A 19,461-nucleotide genomic window follows, 5' to 3' on the forward strand; every position below is an offset into this window, starting at 1 on the left:
TCTTACCGGGTCGTATCTTGTGAACCTGCGGACGGTGCGCCGGAGGTGCCGCCATTCTCGGCAGCGTCACTGGGTTTGGCACCCAGCACAGCGCCGACAGCGTCGCGCGTCTGGGCGAACTCCTTGTCGAAGTCGAGCGTCTTGCGCGCGCTCGACATCGCCATCACGACGTTCGTACCGTGATCGGTATCTTTGATCCAGAACCAGAGGCGCCGTTCGCGGACGTAGAACATCGAGAAGATGCCCAATACGAGGAGCAGGCTGCCAAGATACACGACTTTTTTGCCCGGCGCGCGCGTCAACTGAAATACCGAAGCTTGCACCTGCTTGAATGAGTCGAGCTGTAAATAGACCGGCGATCCATACAAAAAGCTGTCAGATATCGCATTGATCGAACTCTGGATAAAGAGGCTCGTGTCCGCGGAGGGCGTCGCGTCGGGCTCGCCGGCCTGTTCGCGGGCCAGTTGCCATACGTCCCAGGTCGAGCCTTCGAGCATGCGCAGCAGCAGCGAGGCCGCTTTTTCCTGCTCGCCCTTCGGCACTGAATGGTCGATAAAGGCAGCAATCGCCTGGAAACCACCGATGTTCTGGCCGCCCTGCATCATGCCGACGCTGCTGTCGCCACCCGCAAAGAGGGTCAGGACGCGCAACGCGCTTTCTTCGAGGTGCTGCTGCAGGTCCGCGTTCGATGCCGGCACCGAGCGCAGCGCGAAACGGTGCGCCGCCGCGGCGCGCGTGGCCGGATTCTCGAGCGCGGCGCGCAGGTTCATCCACTCGTTGACCGTGCCGCCCTGGTCGGCGGGGATCCGCAGATAGCGGAACGGATCGTCCGGGTTGATGCGCATGCCGGCGAGGAACATCTTCTCGCCACCCACGTCGACCGGCAGCATGTAGTTGTTGTACTCGCGCGCCTGACCGTCCTTGCCGCGCACCTTGTATTGCACCGATGGGCCGACGTTATGCAGATCCAGAGGCTTCGAGGTCTTGGCGCCTGAACCGAGCCGCTCGTCGAAGGCTTCCTTCAGCGTCTGGTGTGCGACGCCGCGCGCGTCATTGGCGCCGCTGCCGTTCGAGATGTTCTCCACGTTGATGGCGCGGAAATCGGCGAATTCGATCGTCTGGCCGTCCGCCCCAGGCACCGCATTACCCAACGGCACCGAATTGCCGATCGTGCCGCTGAACGGAGCCGTTTTGGCGCTGGTGCCCGACATCGGGAAGGCGGTCATCTGCATCTGCGAGCCGCCATCCTGGAAGCTCGACTGGTAGATCGATACACCGTCGTAGTCGAACGGCTTGTTCACTTCGACCCGTGCCGGAATCTTCTGGCCGGTCTTGTGATCGATCACGACGATATCGCTCGCAAACAGCTTCGGCATGCCGGTCGAGTAGTAATCGACGATGAACTTGTTCAACTGGATCGAAAACGGCAAGTCCTGGATCAACGAGCCATTCGGCTGGTTCAGGATCGCCGTCGAGACATGCTCGCCCTCCGGCACCCATGCGTAGCCGCGGAACGTCGGATTGGATTGGGACAGACGGTGTTCGGGCGGAATGTCGCTGATCACCGTGTTACTGTTGATGGGTGTCTTGTTGAACATCCACATCTGCAGCTTGATCGGCAGATTGCTGTCGAGCAGGCCGCCCAGGCAGATGACGACAATCGCAATGTGAGCCGAGATATAGCCGAGCTTGGTGAGCGCACCGCGCTTGGCCGCGATCAGCGTCGCGCCTTCCGATTCCCGCGTGACGAACTTGTAGCCGAGCCGGCCCGACAGTTTCGCCAGCGTGGCCGTGGCCTGCTCACGCGAGCTGCCGACGGCGAATTCGCCCTTGTGGTGGAACGCGCGCAGGCTCGATTCGCGGACCTTGTCCTTCCAGCTCTTCATATCCGCGACCATCTTCGGCGCATTGCGGATCACGCAGAGCGACACCGAGACCATCAGGAAGCAGAGGATCAGCATGAACCACCAGGAGCTGTACACGGTGTACAGGCTCAGCGAGCGGAAGATATCCGCCCAGAAGGGGCCGAACTGGTTGACGTAGTTGGGATACGGATCGTCCTGGGTGAGGACGGTGCCGATGATGCTCGCGATCGCCAGAATCACCAGCAGCGCGATGGCGAATCGCATCGAACTCATCAACTCGATAACGCGACGCATGGGCCGCTGGCCCGACGTTATTTCAATACCCGACGTGGTGACGCTCATTCACACTCCGACAGAACAGCAAAAAAGGGTGAACGGCCGCCGCTGACGCACGAAGCGAGCGACGCCATCACCCTTTTCTTGTTTTTTCACCGGCCTCGCTGGGCCGGTTGCACTTGCGTGCGGACTTCCTAATGCAAGCCCGCGATGTAATCGGCCACAGCCTTGATATCGCTATCCGACAGCCGTGACGCAATGGTATGCATCGGGTCGCTGTTGTTGCGCGCGCCCGGGCCCTGCGTGAACGCGTTCAACTGCGTCACCGTATATTCCGCCCACTGCCCCGACAGACGCGGATACTGCACCGGAATGCCCTGGCCTGTAGGACCATGGCAACTTGCACACGCCGGGACAGCGCGCTCGGCGATGCCCGCGCGATAAATCTTCTCGCCTAGCGGGACGGTGTTCTTGTCGTGTGCGTAACCGGGCTTCGGCGTCTGCGCCGCAAAATACGCGGCAACGTTAACCATATCCTGGCTGGACAGCGCTGCGGCCATGCCGGCCATAATCGCATTATTACGCGCAGGCTGCTTGGCACCGGGCTGGGTTTTGAAATCCATCAACTGCTTGACGAGATATTCGGGGTGCTGGCCGGCCAGCTTGGGATACGCCCCGCCGGTGCTATTACCGTCGGCGCCGTGACACGACGCGCAAACCTGCGTCGCAATTGCCTGTCCCCGATTGACGTCCGGTTTTGCCGGATCTGCTGCTCGCGCCTGAACTGCTAAACCTGAAAGACCTGCCGCTACTTGAAATACCATCAGTGCTTTGCACAGTCGATTCATTCGCACACCCTGTTTCGTCTTGTGGGAATTAGAGGTTCTGCAAAACGACGGCGACCGATTTACCGCAGAGGCACGCGCGCTGGCCCCTCCTCAGGTCTTCAGTAAATTCAGTAAACCATCATATTGTACAATAACTCGCTAATCGCTTAGACGCCAGTCGGGCTTGACCCGTCCCCACCCCGGGTTCCCCGGCGTCTCATATTCTGGTTCCCCCATGTCCTTCCTGCTCCACCAGTCCCGCTTCTTTACGACCGTCAATCACTTGCGTGATCTGCCGGCCACCCCGCAACCCGAAATCGCGTTTGCGGGACGCTCGAATGCGGGCAAGTCGACGGCGATTAATCTGCTGTGCAACCAGAAGCGTCTCGCCTTCGCCAGTAAGACACCGGGCCGTACCCAGCATATCAATTACTTCTCGGTAGGGCCTGCAGCCGAGCCAGTGGCCCACCTGGTGGATTTGCCCGGTTATGGGTACGCGGAAGTGCCCGGCGCCGCCAAGGCGCACTGGGAGGCGTTGCTGTCCAGCTATCTGCAGCAGCGATCGCAACTGCGCGGCATGATCCTGATGATGGACTCGCGCCGCCCGCTCACCGATCTGGACCGGGTGATGATCGAGTGGTTTGCGCCGACCGGCAAGCCGATCCACACCCTGCTGACAAAGTGCGACAAATTGACGCGGCAAGAGAGCATCAACGCCCTGCGGGCCACCCACAAGGGTCTGGCCGAATATACGGCCGCTGGCTATAGGGGAGAGTTGACCGCCCAGTTGTTCTCGGCCCTCAAGCGGGTCGGTCTGGACGAGGCTCACGAGCTGATTGAAAGCTGGCTCGTTCCTGAGGATGCGGGCAGCGCGGACGGCGTGGTCGCGTCCGAATAGCTTCCGCTGCCAGGCTGGGGATTAACCTGGTCTGGGCTCTTTTTCGTTCGCCCATAAAAAAACCCGCCGCAACTGACGGCGGGCCAAACAGCCTAATCGAAAAACGACAGGCACCCGCTCAGGGAGGAGAAGCGGGGAGGTCAGCGCATGGCGCCTTGCTCGATCGGTATGATATACCATTGTCTCGAAAAGAGTTTTCAGCAGGCTCAGGCACGCGCTGTTGCCTCACCATCTCCACGCAATCCAAGACATTCGATATGAGCTTCTATCCGCATCACCGTCCGCGCCGCATGCGCCGTGACGACTTCTCGCGCCGTCTCATGCGCGAAAACATCCTCACCACCAACGACCTGATCTACCCCGTGTTCGTCGTAGAAGGCACCAACGTGCGGCAAGCCGTGGCGTCGATGCCGGGCGTGGAACGCGTGTCGGTCGATCTGCTGATGGGCGTGGCCGAACAGTGCGTCGCGCTTGGCGTGCCAGTGCTGTCGCTGTTTCCGGCGATCGAACCGTCGCTGAAAACACCGGACGGCCGCGAGGCGACCAACGAAGCCGGTCTGATTCCGCGCGCCGTCCGCGAACTGAAAAAGCATTTCCCGGAGCTAGGCGTTCTTACCGACGTTGCACTCGATCCCTACACGAGCCACGGCCAGGACGGTGTGATCGATGAAGCGGGCTATGTGATCAACGACGTGACCGTCGAGATCCTCGTCGAGCAGGCCCGCGCACAGGCGGAAGCGGGCGTGGATATCGTGGCACCGTCGGACATGATGGACGGGCGTATCGGCGCGATCCGCGAAATGCTCGAGAGCGAGGATCACATTCATACACGGATCATGGCCTACTCGGCCAAGTTCGCGTCGGCGTTCTACGGGCCGTTCCGCGACGCCGTCGGTTCCGCGACGAACCTCGGCAAGAGCAACAAGATGACCTATCAGATGGACCCGTCGAATTCGGATGAAGCGCTGCGCGAAGTGCGTGCGGACATCGAAGAAGGCGCGGACATGGTGATGGTGAAGCCCGGCATGCCGTACCTCGATATCGTCCGTCGCGTGAAGGACGAGTTCCGCTTTCCGACTTATGTGTATCAGGTGAGCGGCGAGTACGCGATGCTCAAGGCGGCCGCGCAAAACGGCTGGCTCGATCACGACAAGGCGATGATGGAATCGCTGCTGGCGTTCAAGCGGGCGGGCGCAGATGGCGTGCTGACGTATTTTGCGCTGGACGCTGCGCGGATTTTGCGCGCGCAAAAGTGAGGCGGGCTGAGGCGCTGGGTTGGGCGCCTCGTGACGAGCGATGATGTCAGACGCAGACGCTGTGCAGCAGGTTTGAAGTTTGATGAAAGCGGAGGCACCGGGAGCGGGTCTCCGCTTTTTTAATGGCTGAAAGTCTCGCGTGCTGTTTGCGACGGCGTGCTTTGTCAGGGCCGCGGCGACTACGATTGCGGCGGCGTGGCCAGGCGGTCGAGGCTGTGCAGGAACGTGTCGGCCGACTCGTAGCCGACGACGCGCAGCACCTCCGCTCCGCTCGGGTCGAAGAAGATGATGCCCGGAGGCCCAAACAGCTTGAAGCGCTTCAGCAAAGTCTGGTCATCGGGGTTGTTGGCAGTCACGTCCGCGCGCAGCAGGTTGAGTTGCTGCAGCCGGGCATGTACGCGCGGGTCGCTGAAGGTGAATTTCTCCATTTCCTTGCAGCTCACGCACCAGTCCGCGTAGAAGTCGAGCATCGCCGGCTGGGCAGCGGCCTTTACGGCCTGGTCGAGCTGGGTCGACGAGCGTACCGGGGCAAACGTGAGACTGTCTGCAGCAGTAGCGGCATTCGCTGCCCCCGAAGGGACGCCGGCCACATCACCAGGGCCGCCGCGCGCGGCCAGTACTGCGAGCGGCTTGAGCGGATCCGACGATCCGGCCGCGAGACCAACTAGCACCACCACGGCCCAGACGGTCAGCGCGACGCCCAGACCCCGACCAAGTCGACGCCACACGGAACTGGCGCCAGCCGGTGGCGAGAACAGTCCGAGAGAGGCCGCGGCGACCAGCAGCCATAACGCGCTCAGCAACATTTGCGCAGTCGCACCCAGCACTGGCCAAACGATCCACAACGCGGCGGCGAGCAGCACTACCCCGAAGAAGATCTTCACGCCGTCCATCCACACACCCGCACGCGGCAGCAAGGTACCTGCGCCCAAGCCGATGATCAACAACGGAACGCCCAGGCCGATACCCATCGAGAACAGCGCGGCCGCACCGAGCACGGCGTTGCCTGTGTGGGCGATAAACGCCAGGATCGCGAACAGCGGCGCCGTCATGCAAGCGCCGACGACCAGCGCGGACAGCGCGCCCATCGCCGCCACCGCCGCGAACTTGCCACCGGAGCGCCCTTGCGATGCGCGCGACGCACCGTCCTGCCAGCGTTGCGGCAAGGCAATGTCGTAACCGGCGATCAGCGTCACTGCGAACGCCGTCAGCAGCACACCGAATGCACCCAATACCCACGGATTCTGCAACCATGCGCCGAGGCTCTGACCCACAAGCGCCGCGGCGATACCGAGCACGGTATAGACGAGCGCCATACCGATTACATAAGCAAGCGACAGCGCGAAGCCACGACCACGCGTCACACGTGCCCCTTCGCCGATGATAATGGCCGACAGGATCGGAATCATCGGATACGAGCACGGCAACAGGCTGAGCACAGCGCCGGCGACGAAGAACAGGCCGATGATCGTGAAGAAGCTGCCGCCCTGCAAAAGCGACTGCGCGTAGTCAGCGCTGGTTGTGCGTTCGTACCACGAGGAGGTGTTTGCTACGTCGGCGTTGTTTGCCGTTTGAGTGGTGACTGCGGGGGTGGGCGAGACGCTAGCGGCGTGCAGCGCGGCGCCTTCGACGTGATACACGCGCTCCATCGGCGGATAGCAAATACCCGCGTCGGCGCAACCTTGCGAAGTCACCGCGAGATCGAAGGGCCCCGCGGCCTGCTTTACCGGGACGCGAATGGTCAACTCGTTCCGGTAGGTTTCGACATTCTTCCCGAACGTTTGATCGAACTTGACGTGGCCGGCGGGCAATTGTGGATCGCCGATCGTCACGGCTCCGTTGCGGGTCGCGAAGGAGAACCGCTCCCGATACATGTAGTACCCGTCCGCGATCTTGTAGTGAACAAGCACTTCGCCAGGCTGTTCGGTTGCGCTGAATTTGAAGGCAACAGCCGGATCCAGGAAATCGTCGTCGGCGTACGCCGCGCCAGCAGCGGACATCAGGACTACCAGCAGGCAGGAGACGAACAGCACGGCCGCGCGCAGGGAATCGCGCCCCCGTCGGTGAAGAGCATTAAACATGAACAGGGCGTTGAGTCTCAGCAATGACCCACTGGCCGTAAGCTACAGAGGCCGTGGCTTGCCAGCAGAGGATTTCGGGGGTGTCGTACGGATGATGTTTCTCGATGAATAACTCGAGTTCCAGAGCCCGTGCCGCGCTCGTTTTGAAGAGTAGCTGGATCTCATCGGCGGACTCGAGCTTGTCCCGCCAGTGGTAGGTCGAATGGATCACTCCCTGCTGGCTGACGCAAGCGGCAAGGCGTGCATCCAGCGCCTGTGTGGCGAGCTTCTGCGCCGTGTCCGCATCGGGCACGGTCGTCAGGATCAGCGTCACATTCGAGGTCACGGATAACTCCGGCAGGGTGGAAAACGCGTGTTGCTATCGTATCACCGGACTCGGTCGGCCGCAGGCAGGCGCCCGGCATGCTGCCGCTTGATTAGCTACGGTCTGATTCTGTCTGCGTCCACAAACAAAAAGGCCAGACTTTCGTCTGGCCTTCTCAGCGATGCGGGAAGCTTATTCAGCTTCTTGCACTTCAACTTCTTCGACTTCCGGACGGTCCATCAATTCGACCAGTGCCATCGGTGCATTGTCGCCAACGCGGAAACCGAACTTCAGGATGCGCAGGTAGCCACCCGGACGGTTTGCGAAGCGCGGGCCGAGCACGTCGAACAGCTTCGAGACGGAGTCACGATCGCGCAGGCGGTTGAACGCCAGACGACGATTTGCCAGCGACGGCTTCTTGCCGAGCGTGATCAGCGGCTCGACGACTTTACGGAGTTCCTTCGCCTTCGGCAGCGTCGTCTTGATGACTTCGTGCTCGATCAGCGAGTTGGACATGTTACGGAGCATTGCCAGACGGTGGCTGCTCGTGCGGTTCAGTTTCCGCAGACCATGACGGTGACGCATTTCAATTCCTTCGATTCAAAGTTTTGGTCCAGCTCTTCTATCGCGCTCGGCAAACCCGGAGGTTTGCGAGTGCACGGGCCGGTAGTTAAAAAAGGCAAGACGCGGATTTTAAAGGAAAATCCGCGTCCGTGCCAGTCGTGCCGCGGTGACTTTCGTCGCGGATGAATACTCAATAAGCTCGCGCTTACTTGTCCAGCCCAGCCGGCGGCCAGTTTTCGAGCTTCATGCCGAGCGTCAGACCACGCGACGCCAGTACTTCCTTGATTTCGTTCAACGACTTGCGGCCCAGATTCGGCGTCTTCAGCAGTTCGTTTTCCGTGCGCTGGATCAGGTCGCCGATGTAGTAAATGTTCTCGGCCTTCAGGCAGTTCGCGGAACGAACCGTGAGTTCGAGATCATCCACCGGACGCAGCAGGATCGGATCGATCTGCGGCGCACGCGAAGGCGCTTCAGCCGCAGCTTCCGTGCCTTCCAGCGCAGCGAACACCGACAGCTGATCGACCAGAATACGTGCCGATTGACGAATCGCTTCTTCCGGTGAAATCACACCGTTGGTTTCGATGTTCATGACGAGCTTGTCGAGGTCGGTACGCTGTTCGACACGCGCGCTTTCCACGGCATAGCTCACACGGCGAACCGGCGAGAACGAAGCGTCCAGCACGATACGGCCGATGATCTTGGCCGACTCTTCGCCATAGCGACGCACGTTGCCCGGCACATAACCGCGGCCCTTTTCGACCTTGATCTGAACGTCGAGCTTGCCGCCCTTCGACAGATGCGCAATCACGTGATCCGGATTGATCACTTCACAATCGTGCGCGAGTTCGATGTCACCGGCGGTGACAACGCCTTCGCCTTCCTTGCGCAGCGTAACCGTCACTTCGTCACGATTATGCAACTTGAACACGACACCCTTCAGGTTCAGCAGCAGGTTGACTACGTCCTCTTGCACACCGTCGAGCGTCGAATACTCGTGAACCACGCCTGCAATCGTCACTTCGGTCGGCGCGTAGCCGATCATCGACGACAGCAGTACGCGCCGGAGCGCGTTACCCAAGGTGTGGCCGTAACCGCGTTCAAACGGTTCCATGACCACTTTCGCATGGCTCTCACCAAGCGATTCAACTGCGATAATCTTGGGCTTCAACAAACTGGTTTGCATAGGTTTTCCTTTTCAATACCCTCGGCTCGTTACACCGATAAGGCTGACCGGTAACAACCTGAAAATAAACAGCCGAGGCGCCCCCTTGCGCATCGCAATCAGGGTGCCCCGGCCGCCAATCCGATTACCGCGAATACAATTCGACGATCAGGCTTTCGTTGATATCGCCAGCGATATCGCTGCGTTCCGGCTTGCTCTTGAACGTGCCTTCGAACTTCTTCGAATCGACAGCGACCCAGCTCGGCAGACCGCCTTGCTCAGCCAGCGACAGCGCTTCGAGAATACGCGCTTGCTTCTTGGCCTGTTCACGCACCGCAACCACGTCACCTGCCTTAACTTGCAGCGACGGGATGTTGGTGACGACGCCGTTCACCGTGATCGCCTTGTGGCCGACGAGTTGACGCGCTTCAGCGCGCGTCGAACCGAAGCCCATGCGATACACGACGTTGTCGAGACGCGACTCGAGCAATTGCAGCAGGTTTTCACCCGTGTTGCCCTTGAGGCGGTCGGCTTCAGCGAAGTAACGGCGGAACTGGCGCTCGAGAACGCCGTAGATGCGCTTCACTTTTTGCTTTTCGCGCAGCTGCGTGCCGTAGTCGGACGTACGGGCACCCGAAGTGCGGCCATGTTGGCCAGGCTTGCTGTCAAGCTTGCACTTGTCAGCCAGCGAACGACGGGCGCTCTTCAGGAAGAGGTCAGTGCCTTCACGGCGGGACAGCTTGGCCTTAGGGCCGATATAACGTGCCACGTTGATTCCTTCAATGATTGATCACGTGAACTCGCGTTCACGCTAGTCCGAACCCTTTGGGTCGAACGGTGGGCTTAGTCAATTCAATAACGCAAGCAGCCCGTCGTCGCCGGCACACTACCCGGCGGCAACAGGCGCTAGCGAAACAAGCGTCTTAGATACGACGACGCTTCGGCGGACGGCAGCCGTTGTGCGGTACCGGCGTCACGTCGGAGATCGCGGTGATCTTGATGCCAAGACCATGCAACGCGCGCACCGCGGACTCACGGCCAGGGCCAGGGCCCTTGATCCGCACTTCGAGGTTCTTCACGCCGTATTCCATCGCCACACGGCCAGCCGATTCAGCTGCCACCTGGGCTGCAAACGGGGTCGATTTACGCGAACCCTTGAAGCCCTGACCACCCGACGTTGCCCAGGCGAGTGCGTTGCCCTGACGATCGGTGATCGTGATGATGGTGTTGTTGAACGACGCGTGAACGTGAACCACGCCCTCGGCGACGTTCTTCTTGACCTTCTTGCGAACGCGTTGCGCCGCGGAGTTGTTCGAAGCCTTAGCCATTACGTTTTCCTGTAACTGTCAGTTCCGCTTACTTCTTCAGCGATTGCGCTGCACGACGCGGACCCTTGCGCGTACGGGCATTCGTACGCGTGCGTTGGCCACGCAGGGGCAAGCCCTTGCGGTGACGCACGCCACGATAGCAGCCCAGATCCATCAGCCGCTTGATGTTCATCGTCGTTTCACGGCGAAGATCGCCTTCGACGATGAACTTGCCGACTTCTTCACGCAGCTTTTCGAGGTCTGCGTCGTTCAGGTCCTTGACCTTCTTCGAAAATGCCACACCAGCAGCGACGCAAATGTCGCGCGAGCGCGTGCGGCCAATACCGTAAATCGCCGTCAGGCCAATTTCGGTATGCTGGTGATTCGGGATGTTAACCCCTGCGATACGAGCCATTGTTTTTCCTCAAACAAAAAGCGCAAGCAAAAGCGCGGCGTTCAGCCTTGACGCTGTTTGTGGCGCGGATCAGAGCTGCAAATCACGCGCACAACGCCTTTGCGCTTGATGATCTTGCAATTGCGGCAAATGCGCTTAACCGATGCCATCACTTTCATGATATTACCCTTTTTTCAAATCACTTCGCCCGGAACACGATCCGCGCACGCGACAGATCGTAAGGCGTCAATTCAACCGTCACCTTGTCGCCCGGCAGGATTCGGATGTAGTGCATCCGCATCTTGCCGGATATGTGTCCCAATACGACATGGCCGTTTTCCAGCTTCACCCTGAAGGTAGCATTAGGCAGGTTTTCGATGACTTCACCCTGCATCTGGATCACATCGTCTTTGGCCATAAGTCCTTTCAACGCATCGGGACGCCGCCGCCTTTGAAATTGGCTTTCTTCAGCAGCGATTCATACTGTTGCGACATAACGTACGACTGCACCTGCGCCATGAAATCCATTGTGACGACGACAATGATCAGCAGCGACGTTCCACCAAAATAAAACGGCACGTTCCAGCGCAGCACCAGAAATTCGGGCAGCAGACACACGAACACGATGTAGATCGCACCAGCCAGCGTCAGACGCGTGAGGATGCGGTCGATATATCGAGCCGTCTGATCGCCCGGGCGAATACCCGGGACGAAAGCGCCGCTCTTCTTCAGGTTGTCGGCCGTTTCCCTGCTGTTGAACACCAGTGCGGTGTAGAAAAAGCAGAAGAAGACGATCGCCAACGCGTACAACAACACATACACGGGTTGACCGGGCTTAAGCGCTTCGGCCACGTTGTGCAGCGTGTCTGCGAACCAGCTGTTACGCGACCCCGAACTAAACCAGTTCAGGATAGTTGCCGGGAAGAGAATGATCGACGATGCAAAGATCGGCGGAATCACGCCCGACATGTTCAGCTTCAGCGGCAGATGTGACGACTGCCCACCGTAAATCTTGTTACCGACCTGCCGCTTCGCATAGTTCACGAGGATCTTGCGCTGGCCCCGTTCGATGAACACCACCAGGTAGGTCACAGCAGCGATCAGTGCAACCACGATAATCGCCGAGAACGGACCCATCGAGCCGGTTCGCACCAGTTCAAACAGACCGCCGATTGCATTCGGGAAACCCGCCGCAATCCCGCCGAAAATAATGATCGAGATACCGTTGCCAAGCCCGCGTTCCGTGATCTGCTCGCCCAGCCACATCAGGAACATCGTGCCGGTCACCAGCGTTACGACCGTTGTCAGCCGGAACACCATACCCGGATCAATCACCAGGCCCGGCTGGTTCTCAAGCGCCACGGCGATGCCGAAGGCCTGAAACGTTGCCAGCAGGACCGTAAAGATACGCGTGTACTGCGTGATCTTCCGTTGACCCGCCTGCCCTTCTTTCTTCAGCGCTTCCATTTGCGGCGAGACAATCGCCAGCAACTGCATGATGATCGACGCCGAAATGTACGGCATGATCCCAAGCGCGAAAATCGTGAACCGCGAAAGTGCGCCACCCGAGAACATGTTGAACATGCCAAGGATGCCACCCGACTGGCTCTGGAACAGCTTTGCCAGTTGGTCCGGATCAATACCCGGAACCGGAATATGCGCGCCGATACGGTAGACGACCAGCGCCAGCAGCAGGAACACTGCACGCCGACGCAGATCGCCGAACTTCGCCGCGCTTCGACCGGGTTTTGCGAGACTCGGGCTGTTAGCCAAGTAGCTTCTCCGATGCAAATGCTAGTGACGGCAAACGACTTGCACGTTACTCGGCAAAGGAGCCGCCAGCTGCTTCAATCGCAGCGCGCGCACCCTTCGTCGCACCCAGACCCTTCACAACGATCTTGCGCTTTAGCTCGCCCGTCTTGATGATCTTGGCGCTCGTGATCAGCTCGCCGACCAGGCCGGCTTGCTTCAGAGCCAGCAGATCGATTTCGTCGACCGGCAGCTTTTCAAGATCCGACAGACGCACTTCACCGACGAATTCCTTCGTCAGCGAGGTGAAGCCCCGCTTCGGCAGGCGACGTTGCAGCGGCATTTGACCGCCTTCGAAGCCAACCTTGTGGAAGCCGCCCGAACGCGACTTTTGACCCTTGTGACCACGGCCAGCCGTCTTGCCGAGGCCCGAACCGATACCACGACCCACGCGACGCTTTGCGTGCTTCGAGCCTTCGGCCGGCTTCAGGTTATTCAATTCCATTATCAACTCCTTGAGTCCGGGTCAGCCGCTTAGCTGATGACCTTAACGAGGTACGAAACCTTGTTGATCATGCCGCGCACAGCCGGCGTGTCTTGCAACTCGCTAACCGAGTTGAGTCGACGCAGGCCCAGGCCACGCACCGTAGCGCGGTGCGTTTCGCGGGTCCCGATCAGGCTCTTGACGAGCTGAACCTTGACAGTTTTATCAGACATGGTGTCCACCTTTAGCCCAGAATTTCTTCGACGGACTTGCCACGCTTCGCCGCGATGTCGCCCGGCGTGGACTGCTTGCGCAGGCCGTCGAGCGTTGCACGAACGAGGTTGTACGGGTTCGTCGAACCGTGGCTCTTGGCCACCACATTCTGCACACCCATCACGTCGAACACTGCGCGCATCGGGCCGCCAGCGATCACGCCGGTACCATCCTTCGCCGGAGCGAGGAGGACTGCGGATGCGCCGTGCTTACCGTGCACTTCGTGTTGCAACGTACCGTTCTTGAGCGGCACCTTGAACATGTTGCGGCGAGCTTGTTCCATTGCCTTCTGAACAGCAACCGGAACTTCCTTCGCTTTGCCCTTGCCCATGCCGATGCGGCCATCGCCGTCGCCAACCACGGTCAGTGCGGCAAAACCGAGAATCCGGCCGCCCTTCACAACCTTGGTCACGCGGTTGACCGAAATCATCTTTTCGCGCAGGCCATCGTCGCGTTCGTCAGCCTGAACTTTCGCTTGCATCTTTGCCATGACGAATTCTTCCCTTAGAACTTGAGTCCGGCTTCGCGCGCCGCATCAGCCAGCGCTTTCACGCGGCCGTGGTAACGGAAACCCGAACGGTCGAAGGCGACGGATTCGATGCCGGCAGCCTTAGCCTTTTCTGCAATGCGCTTGCCGATCAGCGTAGCAGCAGCAACGTTGCCACCCTTGCCGGTCTGATCAGCCAGTTGCGCACGCACTTCGGCTTCGAGCGTCGACGCGCTGGCGAGCACCTTGGTGCCGCACGGCGAGAACACTTGCGCATAGATGTGCGTGTTCGTGCGATGCACGGCGAGACGCGCGACCTGCAGCTCAGCGATCTTGATACGCGTCTGACGAGCGCGGCGCAGGCGAGATTGAGTCTTATCCATGATTGCGCACCCTTACTTCTTCTTCGTTTCTTTGAGGATCACAACCTCGTTGGCGTAACGCACACCCTTGCCCTTATAGGGCTCCGGCGGACGATAGCCGCGCACTTCTGCAGCGACCTGGCCAACTTGTTGCTTATTGATCCCCTTGATCACGATTTCGGTTTGCGTCGGGGTTTCAGCCTTGACGCCTTCCGGCATCTGGTGCACCACGGGGTGCGAGAAACCCAGCGACAGGTTCAGCTTGTCGCCTTGCGCCTGTGCGCGGTAACCGACGCCAACCAGCGTCAGCTTGCGCTCGAAACCCTTCGTCACGCCGTTCACCATGTTCGCAACGAGTGCGCGCATCGTGCCCGACATCGCGTTCGCTTCGCGGCTTTCGTCAACCGGCTCGAACTTCAGCGTGCCGTTGTCGTTCACCACTTTCACGAGGCGGTTTGCAGCTTGCGTAATCGTGCCCAACGGACCCTTGACGGTGATGCGATCGTCGCTCAGGGCCACTTCCGCGCCTTGCAGCACGATCGGGCTTTTACCTACTCGAGACATGTTTCTCTCCTTTCGGCCTTAAGCGACGTAGCAGATGACTTCGCCGCCAACGCCCGTAGCGCGCGCCTTGCGGTCCGTCATCACGCCCTTCGGCGTCGACACGATTGCCACGCCGAGGCCATTCATGACCACGGGGATGTCGTTACGGCCGCGGTACACACGCAGACCAGGCTTCGAAACGCGTTCAATGCGTTCGATGACCGGACGGCCAGCGTAGTACTTCAACACGATGTTCAATTCCGACTTCGCACCTTCGGACTTCACTGCGAAATCGTCGATATAGCCTTCGTCCTTCAGGACCTGCGCGATCGCAACCTTCACTTTCGACGAGGGCATTTGCACCGAAACCTTCTCAACCATCTGCGCATTGCGGATGCGAGTCAGCATATCGGCGATAGGATCACTCATGCTCATTTACGTTTCTCCTATTACCAGCTCGCCTTGGTCAGGCCAGGGATCTCGCCGCGGAACGCGATTTCGCGAATCTTGTTACGCGCCAGCCCGAATTTACGGAACGTGCCGCGCGGGCGACCGGTAATTGCGCAACGGTTGCGCTTACGGGTCGGATTAGAGTTGCGCGGCAGTTGTTGCAGTTCGAGACGGGCTGCGTAGTGCTCTTCGTCCGACTTGCTCATATCGCCAATGATCGCCTTCAACTCGTTACGCTTGGGAGCGTACTTAGCAGCGAGGCGAGCACGCTTCTTTTCACGTTCGATCAGTGCCAGTTTAGCCACGGTAACCTCAGTTTCTGAACGGGAACTTGAAGCTGGCGAGCAGGGCCTTTGCTTCGTCGTCGGTCTTCGCAGTCGTCGTGATGCTGATGTTCAGCCCACGCAGTGCGTCGATCTTGTCGTAGTCGATTTCGGGGAAAATGATCTGCTCTTTCACACCGATGTTGTAGTTGCCGCGACCATCGAACGCACGACCCGACACGCCACGGAAGTCGCGCACACGGGGGAGCGCAACCGTCACGAAACGGTCCAGAAATTCGTACATTGCCTGACCACGTAACGTGACCATTGCACCGATCGGATAGCCCTGACGGATCTTGAAGCCAGCGATTGCCTTACGTGCCTTCGTGATCACCGGCTTCTGCCCAGCAATCTTCGTCAGGTCGCCAACGGCGTTTTCGATGATCTTCTTGTCAGCAACCGCTTCGCCAAGGCCCATGTTCAGGGTGATCTTGGTGATGCGCGGCACTTCCATCACGGACTTGTAACCGAACTTCTCGATGAGGCCGGGTACAACCTTCTCTTTGTAAAACTCTTGCAAACGAGCCATTTTTTTACTCCGCAGCGTCAGGCGCTCAGCTCGGCACCGGTCGTCTTAAGGAAACGGACTTTCTTGTCTCCTTCGACCTTGATGCCTACACGCGATGCCTTGCCATTCGCGTCGACCAATGCGACGTTCGAAATTTGCAGCGGCATCGTCTTGGCTTCCACGCCGCCCGTCGTACCCTTCATCGGGTTCGGCTTGACATGCTTCTTGACGAGGTTGATACCCTCGACCGTCACATGATTCTCGCCAACGGACAGCACGATGCCGCGCTTGCCCTTGTCCTTGCCGGTGATGACGATAACTTCGTCACCTTTGCGAATCTTGTTCATCGCGACTCCTTACAGCACTTCCGGTGCCAGCGAAACGATCTTCATGAATCGTTCGCTACGCAACTCGCGCGTGACAGGCCCGAAAATACGGGTGCCAATAGGTTCGAGCTTGGCATTCAACAACACAGCGGCGTTGCCATCGAACTTGATCAGCGAGCCGTCCTGACGACGAACGCCCTTGGCGGTGCGAACCACCACGGCGTTATAAATTTCGCCTTTCTTCACGCGCCCGCGCGGCGTTGCTTCTTTGACGGTCACCTTGATGATGTCGCCAATGCTGGCATAACGACGCTTCGAGCCGCCGAGCACCTTGATGCACATGACTTCACGTGCACCCGTGTTGTCGGCCACTTCAAGCCGAGTTTCGGTCTGGATCATGGTTTATCATTCCCAACTTAATCCGGTCGCACCACCATGGCGCACCCGGTCAGTCTTGGTCCCGTCAGCCAATCGGCTGCTTGGGTTAGAACAGCAGCGACGGCAAACGAAACCCGCCATCGCAATCCGGTGAATCCTTCGGAACAGACTGGCGCCTGAACCGCTTCCCCCACCAACTTCGCCCGCGACGGGGCTCCCACAAAGAGGGAAGACCGAGATTATAACAAATAATCTCGGTCTTGCAAGCGAAACTTACTGCGATTTCAACTACTTCTACAACTTGCGGCGTCAGATGACGCGAGCAGCCTCGACCAGGCGAGCCACAACCCAAGCTTTCGTCTTAGAAATCGGACGCGTTTCCTGGATTTCAACGAGGTCGCCCTCGTTGTACGTGTTCGCATCGTCGTGCGCGTGGTACTTCTTCGAACGCACAACGTACTTGCCGTAGATCGGGTGCTTCACGCGGTGCTCGACCAGCACGGTGACCGTCTTGTCCATCTTGTTGCTGACGACCTTGCCGACCAGCGTCCGCTTGAGCGAGGTTTTTACGCTATCGTTCATTTCTGGTTCGCCTTCTCAGTCAGGACGGTCCGCACACGTGCGATGTCGCGACGGACCTTCTTCAGCTGGCTCGTGTTCGTGAGCTGCTGGGTCGCGAGTTGCATGCGCAGGCCGAATTGCGCCTTCAGCAGGTCCGACAGCTCCTTGTTGAGCGCGGCCTGATCTTTCTGGTGAAGTTCGGAAGCCTTCATCATTTGCTCCTTAGGCGCCGAGCTGACGAACGATAACGGTCGTCTTGAGCGGCAGCTTCGCTGCAGCCAGACGGAACGCTTCGCGTGCCAACTCTTCGGTTACGCCGTCCATTTCGTACAGCATCTTGCCCGGTTGAATCTCTGCGACGTAGTACTCAGGGTTACCTTTACCGTTACCCATACGTACTTCAGCCGGCTTATGCGAGATCGGCTTGTCCGGGAAAATGCGGATCCAGATACGGCCACCACGCTTGATGTGACGGGTCATTGCACGACGCGCCGCTTCAATCTGGCGCGCGGTCAAACGACCACGACCGATAGCCTTCAGACCGTATTCACCGAACGACACCGCGTTGCCGCGGGTGGCGATACCGGTGTTACGACCCTTCTGCTCTTTGCGATACTTTCTGCGTTTCGGTTGCAGCATCGTTATTCTCCAGTCTTCCCGTCACCGCCGGCACCGCCAGCACGACGGGGGGCGCCACGGCGTGCACCTGCCGGACCACCACCTTCACCATCGCGACGCGGACGGCGATCGCCACCCGGACGTGCATTGCGGCGCGGACGCTTTTCTTCGGCGACTTCTTCCACCACCGGTGCGTCGTTGCGGCCGAGCGTATCGCCCTTGTAGACCCACACCTTCACGCCGATGATGCCGTACGTCGTCTTCGCTTCCGAAGTTGCGTAGTCGATGTCAGCGCGCAGCGTATGAAGGGGTACGCGACCTTCGCGATACCATTCCGTACGGGCGATTTCGATACCGTTCAGGCGGCCAGCGCTCATGATCTTGATGCCTTGAGCACCCAGACGCATGGCGTTTTGCATTGCACGCTTCATCGCGCGGCGGAACATAATCCGGCGCTCGAGCTGTTGCGTGATCGAATCGGCGATCAGTTGCGCATCGGTTTCCGGCTTGCGGATTTCTTCAATGTTGACGTGAACCGGAACGCCCATACGCTTCTGGAGTTCCGACTTCAACAGTTCGATATCCTCGCCCTTCTTGCCGATGACCACACCCGGACGCGAGCTATAAATCGTGATGCGCGCGTTCTTCGCCGGACGCTCGATAACGACGCGACCAACCGAAGCGTTTTTCAGCTTCTTCTTCAGGTACTCACGTACACCGATGTCTTCCTGCAACATCGCCGCGAAATTGTTGTTGTTCGCGTACCAACGCGACGCCCAATTGCGGCTGACGGCCAAACGGAAGCCAGTCGGATGAATTTTCTGTCCCATCGTATGACCCCTTAGTTACCGACCGTCACAGTGATGTGACAGGATTGCTTCTCGATGCGGTTACCGCGGCCTTTAGCGCGCGCGGTAAAACGCTTGAGCGAGGCAGCCTTGTCGATATAGATGCTCGTGATCTTGAGCTCATCGATATCGGCGCCTTCGTTGTGCTCCGCATTCGCGATCGCCGACAGCACGACCTTTTTCACGATTCCCGCAGCCTTCTTCGGCGAGAACGTCAGAACGTTCAGCGCCTTGTCGACCGGCAAACCGCGGATCTGGTCAGCCACAAGGCGCGTCTTCTGCGCCGAGATGCGGGCACCGCGATGAATTGCTTTCACTTCCATCATGAGCCCCTTATTTCTTAGCCTTCTTGTCGGCCGCGTGACCCTTGAACGTCCGGGTCAATGCGAACTCGCCAAGCTTGTGGCCGACCATGTTTTCCGAGATATACACCGGAACGTGTTGACGGCCGTTGTGCACGGCAATCGTCAAACCGATGAAATCCGGCAGAATCGTCGAACGACGCGACCAGGTTTTGATCGGCTTCTTATCCCGCGAAGCTGCAGCCGCCTCAACTTTCTTCAGCAAATGGGCGTCGCAGAACGGACCTTTTTTTACAGAACGTGCCATTGCCTACT

30 protein-coding genes are annotated in these 19,461 nt (G+C 59.2%); 2 read left to right on the top strand and 28 right to left on the bottom strand.

Going from position 1 to position 19,461, the window contains the following annotated elements; all coding sequences use genetic code 11:
* Positions 1–2: 2 nt before the first annotated feature.
* Positions 3–2,207 carry a cytochrome c biogenesis protein ResB gene (locus BUS06_RS01545; RefSeq protein ID WP_074262687.1) on the bottom strand — a complete coding sequence of 735 codons (2,205 nt, stop codon included), beginning with the start codon at positions 2,205–2,207 and terminating at the stop codon, positions 3–5.
* Between the two features lie 128 nt (positions 2,208–2,335).
* A complete protein-coding gene (locus BUS06_RS01550) occupies positions 2,336–2,989 on the bottom strand; it encodes a c-type cytochrome (RefSeq protein ID WP_074262688.1) in 654 nt (217 codons plus the stop codon).
* A 214-nt stretch (positions 2,990–3,203) separates the two neighbouring features.
* Here BUS06_RS01550 and yihA point away from each other — a divergent pair, with 214 nt between their 5' ends.
* A complete protein-coding gene (gene yihA, locus BUS06_RS01555) occupies positions 3,204–3,866 on the top strand; it encodes a ribosome biogenesis GTP-binding protein YihA/YsxC (protein WP_074262689.1) in 663 nt (220 codons plus the stop codon).
* Positions 3,867–4,123: 257 nt separating this feature from the next.
* Positions 4,124–5,122, top strand: a complete 999-nt coding sequence (gene hemB / locus BUS06_RS01560) for a porphobilinogen synthase (protein ID WP_074262690.1) — start codon at positions 4,124–4,126, stop codon at positions 5,120–5,122.
* 179 nt (positions 5,123–5,301) lie between these two features.
* Here hemB and dsbD read toward each other — a convergent pair whose 3' ends face one another.
* From dsbD to rpsS, 26 genes are all read right to left on the bottom strand, one after another.
* Entirely contained in the window at positions 5,302–7,203 is a 1,902-nt protein-coding gene (gene dsbD, locus BUS06_RS01565) for a protein-disulfide reductase DsbD (protein ID WP_074262691.1), read from the bottom strand.
* Entirely contained in the window at positions 7,196–7,528 is a 333-nt protein-coding gene (gene cutA, locus BUS06_RS01570) for a divalent-cation tolerance protein CutA (protein WP_074262692.1), read from the bottom strand. Before cutA ends, dsbD begins: the two co-directional genes overlap by 8 nt.
* A gap of 171 nt (positions 7,529–7,699) precedes the next feature.
* Entirely contained in the window at positions 7,700–8,092 is a 393-nt protein-coding gene (gene rplQ / locus BUS06_RS01575) for a 50S ribosomal protein L17 (RefSeq protein ID WP_074262693.1), read from the bottom strand.
* A gap of 184 nt (positions 8,093–8,276) precedes the next feature.
* Positions 8,277–9,254, bottom strand: coding sequence for a DNA-directed RNA polymerase subunit alpha (locus BUS06_RS01580; protein ID WP_027199071.1), 978 nt, complete (start codon positions 9,252–9,254; stop codon positions 8,277–8,279).
* Positions 9,255–9,378: 124 nt separating this feature from the next.
* Positions 9,379–10,002, bottom strand: a complete 624-nt coding sequence (gene rpsD, locus BUS06_RS01585; RefSeq protein WP_074262694.1) for a 30S ribosomal protein S4 — start codon at positions 10,000–10,002, stop codon at positions 9,379–9,381.
* Between the two features lie 154 nt (positions 10,003–10,156).
* Positions 10,157–10,561, bottom strand: coding sequence for a 30S ribosomal protein S11 (gene rpsK / locus BUS06_RS01590; protein ID WP_006052224.1), 405 nt, complete (start codon positions 10,559–10,561; stop codon positions 10,157–10,159).
* 28 nt (positions 10,562–10,589) lie between these two features.
* Positions 10,590–10,955 carry a 30S ribosomal protein S13 gene (gene rpsM, locus BUS06_RS01595; RefSeq protein ID WP_006052223.1) on the bottom strand — a complete coding sequence of 122 codons (366 nt, stop codon included), beginning with the start codon at positions 10,953–10,955 and terminating at the stop codon, positions 10,590–10,592.
* A 41-nt stretch (positions 10,956–10,996) separates the two neighbouring features.
* Entirely contained in the window at positions 10,997–11,113 is a 117-nt protein-coding gene (gene rpmJ / locus BUS06_RS01600; protein WP_004199844.1) for a 50S ribosomal protein L36, read from the bottom strand.
* A 20-nt stretch (positions 11,114–11,133) separates the two neighbouring features.
* Entirely contained in the window at positions 11,134–11,352 is a 219-nt protein-coding gene (infA, locus tag BUS06_RS01605) for a translation initiation factor IF-1 (RefSeq protein WP_004521905.1), read from the bottom strand.
* Positions 11,353–11,360: 8 nt separating this feature from the next.
* Positions 11,361–12,707: a preprotein translocase subunit SecY gene (gene secY, locus BUS06_RS01610; RefSeq protein WP_074262695.1), complete on the bottom strand. Its 1,347-nt coding sequence runs from the start codon at positions 12,705–12,707 to the stop codon at positions 11,361–11,363.
* A 46-nt stretch (positions 12,708–12,753) separates the two neighbouring features.
* Positions 12,754–13,188 (bottom strand): 50S ribosomal protein L15, encoded by a 435-nt coding sequence (gene rplO, locus BUS06_RS01615; RefSeq protein ID WP_074262696.1) that lies wholly within the window; start codon positions 13,186–13,188, stop codon positions 12,754–12,756.
* Between the two features lie 29 nt (positions 13,189–13,217).
* The gene (rpmD, locus tag BUS06_RS01620) at positions 13,218–13,400 is read right to left on the bottom strand and encodes a 50S ribosomal protein L30 (protein WP_007180126.1); all 183 of its coding nucleotides are present in this window, start codon (positions 13,398–13,400) and stop codon (positions 13,218–13,220) included.
* An 11-nt stretch (positions 13,401–13,411) separates the two neighbouring features.
* The gene (gene rpsE, locus BUS06_RS01625; protein WP_074262697.1) at positions 13,412–13,930 is read right to left on the bottom strand and encodes a 30S ribosomal protein S5; all 519 of its coding nucleotides are present in this window, start codon (positions 13,928–13,930) and stop codon (positions 13,412–13,414) included.
* A 14-nt stretch (positions 13,931–13,944) separates the two neighbouring features.
* Positions 13,945–14,310, bottom strand: a complete 366-nt coding sequence (gene rplR / locus BUS06_RS01630) for a 50S ribosomal protein L18 (RefSeq protein ID WP_006052218.1) — start codon at positions 14,308–14,310, stop codon at positions 13,945–13,947.
* Between the two features lie 12 nt (positions 14,311–14,322).
* A complete protein-coding gene (gene rplF / locus BUS06_RS01635) occupies positions 14,323–14,853 on the bottom strand; it encodes a 50S ribosomal protein L6 (protein ID WP_074262698.1) in 531 nt (176 codons plus the stop codon).
* Positions 14,854–14,871: 18 nt separating this feature from the next.
* Positions 14,872–15,267 carry a 30S ribosomal protein S8 gene (gene rpsH / locus BUS06_RS01640; protein WP_074262699.1) on the bottom strand — a complete coding sequence of 132 codons (396 nt, stop codon included), beginning with the start codon at positions 15,265–15,267 and terminating at the stop codon, positions 14,872–14,874.
* 14 nt (positions 15,268–15,281) lie between these two features.
* Entirely contained in the window at positions 15,282–15,587 is a 306-nt protein-coding gene (rpsN, locus tag BUS06_RS01645) for a 30S ribosomal protein S14 (protein ID WP_074262700.1), read from the bottom strand.
* Positions 15,588–15,594: 7 nt separating this feature from the next.
* The gene (rplE, locus tag BUS06_RS01650) at positions 15,595–16,134 is read right to left on the bottom strand and encodes a 50S ribosomal protein L5 (RefSeq protein ID WP_006052214.1); all 540 of its coding nucleotides are present in this window, start codon (positions 16,132–16,134) and stop codon (positions 15,595–15,597) included.
* A 17-nt stretch (positions 16,135–16,151) separates the two neighbouring features.
* On the bottom strand, positions 16,152–16,460 hold the full coding sequence (gene rplX, locus BUS06_RS01655) for a 50S ribosomal protein L24 (protein ID WP_074262701.1): 309 nt from the start codon (positions 16,458–16,460) through the stop codon (positions 16,152–16,154).
* Positions 16,461–16,469: 9 nt separating this feature from the next.
* Positions 16,470–16,838 carry a 50S ribosomal protein L14 gene (gene rplN, locus BUS06_RS01660; protein ID WP_006052212.1) on the bottom strand — a complete coding sequence of 123 codons (369 nt, stop codon included), beginning with the start codon at positions 16,836–16,838 and terminating at the stop codon, positions 16,470–16,472.
* A gap of 288 nt (positions 16,839–17,126) precedes the next feature.
* Complete coding sequence (rpsQ, locus tag BUS06_RS01665) at positions 17,127–17,399, bottom strand: 30S ribosomal protein S17 (RefSeq protein WP_007180129.1); 273 nt, start codon at positions 17,397–17,399, stop codon at positions 17,127–17,129.
* Positions 17,396–17,590 (bottom strand): 50S ribosomal protein L29, encoded by a 195-nt coding sequence (gene rpmC / locus BUS06_RS01670; protein WP_007180130.1) that lies wholly within the window; start codon positions 17,588–17,590, stop codon positions 17,396–17,398. Before rpmC ends, rpsQ begins: the two co-directional genes overlap by 4 nt.
* A 10-nt stretch (positions 17,591–17,600) precedes the next feature.
* Positions 17,601–18,017, bottom strand: coding sequence for a 50S ribosomal protein L16 (gene rplP, locus BUS06_RS01675; protein WP_074262702.1), 417 nt, complete (start codon positions 18,015–18,017; stop codon positions 17,601–17,603).
* A gap of 2 nt (positions 18,018–18,019) precedes the next feature.
* Positions 18,020–18,826: a 30S ribosomal protein S3 gene (rpsC, locus tag BUS06_RS01680; RefSeq protein ID WP_074262703.1), complete on the bottom strand. Its 807-nt coding sequence runs from the start codon at positions 18,824–18,826 to the stop codon at positions 18,020–18,022.
* Between the two features lie 11 nt (positions 18,827–18,837).
* Complete coding sequence (rplV, locus tag BUS06_RS01685) at positions 18,838–19,170, bottom strand: 50S ribosomal protein L22 (RefSeq protein WP_007180133.1); 333 nt, start codon at positions 19,168–19,170, stop codon at positions 18,838–18,840.
* 7 nt (positions 19,171–19,177) lie between these two features.
* Positions 19,178–19,453, bottom strand: a complete 276-nt coding sequence (gene rpsS / locus BUS06_RS01690; RefSeq protein ID WP_004199273.1) for a 30S ribosomal protein S19 — start codon at positions 19,451–19,453, stop codon at positions 19,178–19,180.
* Between the last annotated feature and the right edge of the window lie 8 nt (positions 19,454–19,461).

The sequence above is a fragment of the Paraburkholderia phenazinium genome (assembly GCF_900141745.1).
GTDB lineage: Bacteria > Pseudomonadota > Gammaproteobacteria > Burkholderiales > Burkholderiaceae > Paraburkholderia > Paraburkholderia phenazinium_B.

Excerpts from the sequence above, each read along its gene's own strand:
- rplN (WP_006052212.1), bottom strand. The coding sequence starts at position 16,838 with ATGATCCAGACCGAAACTCGGCTTGAAGTGGCCGACAACACGGGTGCA.
- rpsK (WP_006052224.1), bottom strand. The coding sequence starts at position 10,561 with ATGGCTAAGGCTTCGAACAACTCCGCGGCGCAACGCGTTCGCAAGAAG.
- rplV (WP_007180133.1), bottom strand. The coding sequence starts at position 19,170 with ATGATGGAAGTGAAAGCAATTCATCGCGGTGCCCGCATCTCGGCGCAG.
- rpsE (WP_074262697.1), bottom strand. The coding sequence starts at position 13,930 with ATGGCAAAGATGCAAGCGAAAGTTCAGGCTGACGAACGCGACGATGGC.
- rpsH (WP_074262699.1), bottom strand. The coding sequence starts at position 15,267 with ATGAGCATGAGTGATCCTATCGCCGATATGCTGACTCGCATCCGCAAT.
- hemB (WP_074262690.1), top strand. The coding sequence starts at position 4,124 with ATGAGCTTCTATCCGCATCACCGTCCGCGCCGCATGCGCCGTGACGAC.
- rpsM (WP_006052223.1), bottom strand. The coding sequence starts at position 10,955 with ATGGCTCGTATCGCAGGGGTTAACATCCCGAATCACCAGCATACCGAA.
- yihA (WP_074262689.1), top strand. The coding sequence starts at position 3,204 with ATGTCCTTCCTGCTCCACCAGTCCCGCTTCTTTACGACCGTCAATCAC.
- rpsS (WP_004199273.1), bottom strand. The coding sequence starts at position 19,453 with ATGGCACGTTCTGTAAAAAAAGGTCCGTTCTGCGACGCCCATTTGCTG.
- rpmJ (WP_004199844.1), bottom strand. The coding sequence starts at position 11,113 with ATGAAAGTGATGGCATCGGTTAAGCGCATTTGCCGCAATTGCAAGATC.
- BUS06_RS01545 (WP_074262687.1), bottom strand. The coding sequence starts at position 2,207 with ATGAGCGTCACCACGTCGGGTATTGAAATAACGTCGGGCCAGCGGCCC.
- rplE (WP_006052214.1), bottom strand. The coding sequence starts at position 16,134 with ATGGCTCGTTTGCAAGAGTTTTACAAAGAGAAGGTTGTACCCGGCCTC.
- BUS06_RS01580 (WP_027199071.1), bottom strand. The coding sequence starts at position 9,254 with ATGCAAACCAGTTTGTTGAAGCCCAAGATTATCGCAGTTGAATCGCTT.
- dsbD (WP_074262691.1), bottom strand. The coding sequence starts at position 7,203 with ATGTTTAATGCTCTTCACCGACGGGGGCGCGATTCCCTGCGCGCGGCC.
- rplP (WP_074262702.1), bottom strand. The coding sequence starts at position 18,017 with ATGCTGCAACCGAAACGCAGAAAGTATCGCAAAGAGCAGAAGGGTCGT.
- rpsQ (WP_007180129.1), bottom strand. The coding sequence starts at position 17,399 with ATGAACGATAGCGTAAAAACCTCGCTCAAGCGGACGCTGGTCGGCAAG.
- BUS06_RS01550 (WP_074262688.1), bottom strand. The coding sequence starts at position 2,989 with ATGAATCGACTGTGCAAAGCACTGATGGTATTTCAAGTAGCGGCAGGT.
- rpmC (WP_007180130.1), bottom strand. The coding sequence starts at position 17,590 with ATGAAGGCTTCCGAACTTCACCAGAAAGATCAGGCCGCGCTCAACAAG.
- infA (WP_004521905.1), bottom strand. The coding sequence starts at position 11,352 with ATGGCCAAAGACGATGTGATCCAGATGCAGGGTGAAGTCATCGAAAAC.
- rplQ (WP_074262693.1), bottom strand. The coding sequence starts at position 8,092 with ATGCGTCACCGTCATGGTCTGCGGAAACTGAACCGCACGAGCAGCCAC.
- rpmD (WP_007180126.1), bottom strand. The coding sequence starts at position 13,400 with ATGTCTGATAAAACTGTCAAGGTTCAGCTCGTCAAGAGCCTGATCGGG.
- rplR (WP_006052218.1), bottom strand. The coding sequence starts at position 14,310 with ATGGATAAGACTCAATCTCGCCTGCGCCGCGCTCGTCAGACGCGTATC.
- rplX (WP_074262701.1), bottom strand. The coding sequence starts at position 16,460 with ATGAACAAGATTCGCAAAGGTGACGAAGTTATCGTCATCACCGGCAAG.
- rplO (WP_074262696.1), bottom strand. The coding sequence starts at position 13,188 with ATGGAATTGAATAACCTGAAGCCGGCCGAAGGCTCGAAGCACGCAAAG.
- rpsC (WP_074262703.1), bottom strand. The coding sequence starts at position 18,826 with ATGGGACAGAAAATTCATCCGACTGGCTTCCGTTTGGCCGTCAGCCGC.
- rplF (WP_074262698.1), bottom strand. The coding sequence starts at position 14,853 with ATGTCTCGAGTAGGTAAAAGCCCGATCGTGCTGCAAGGCGCGGAAGTG.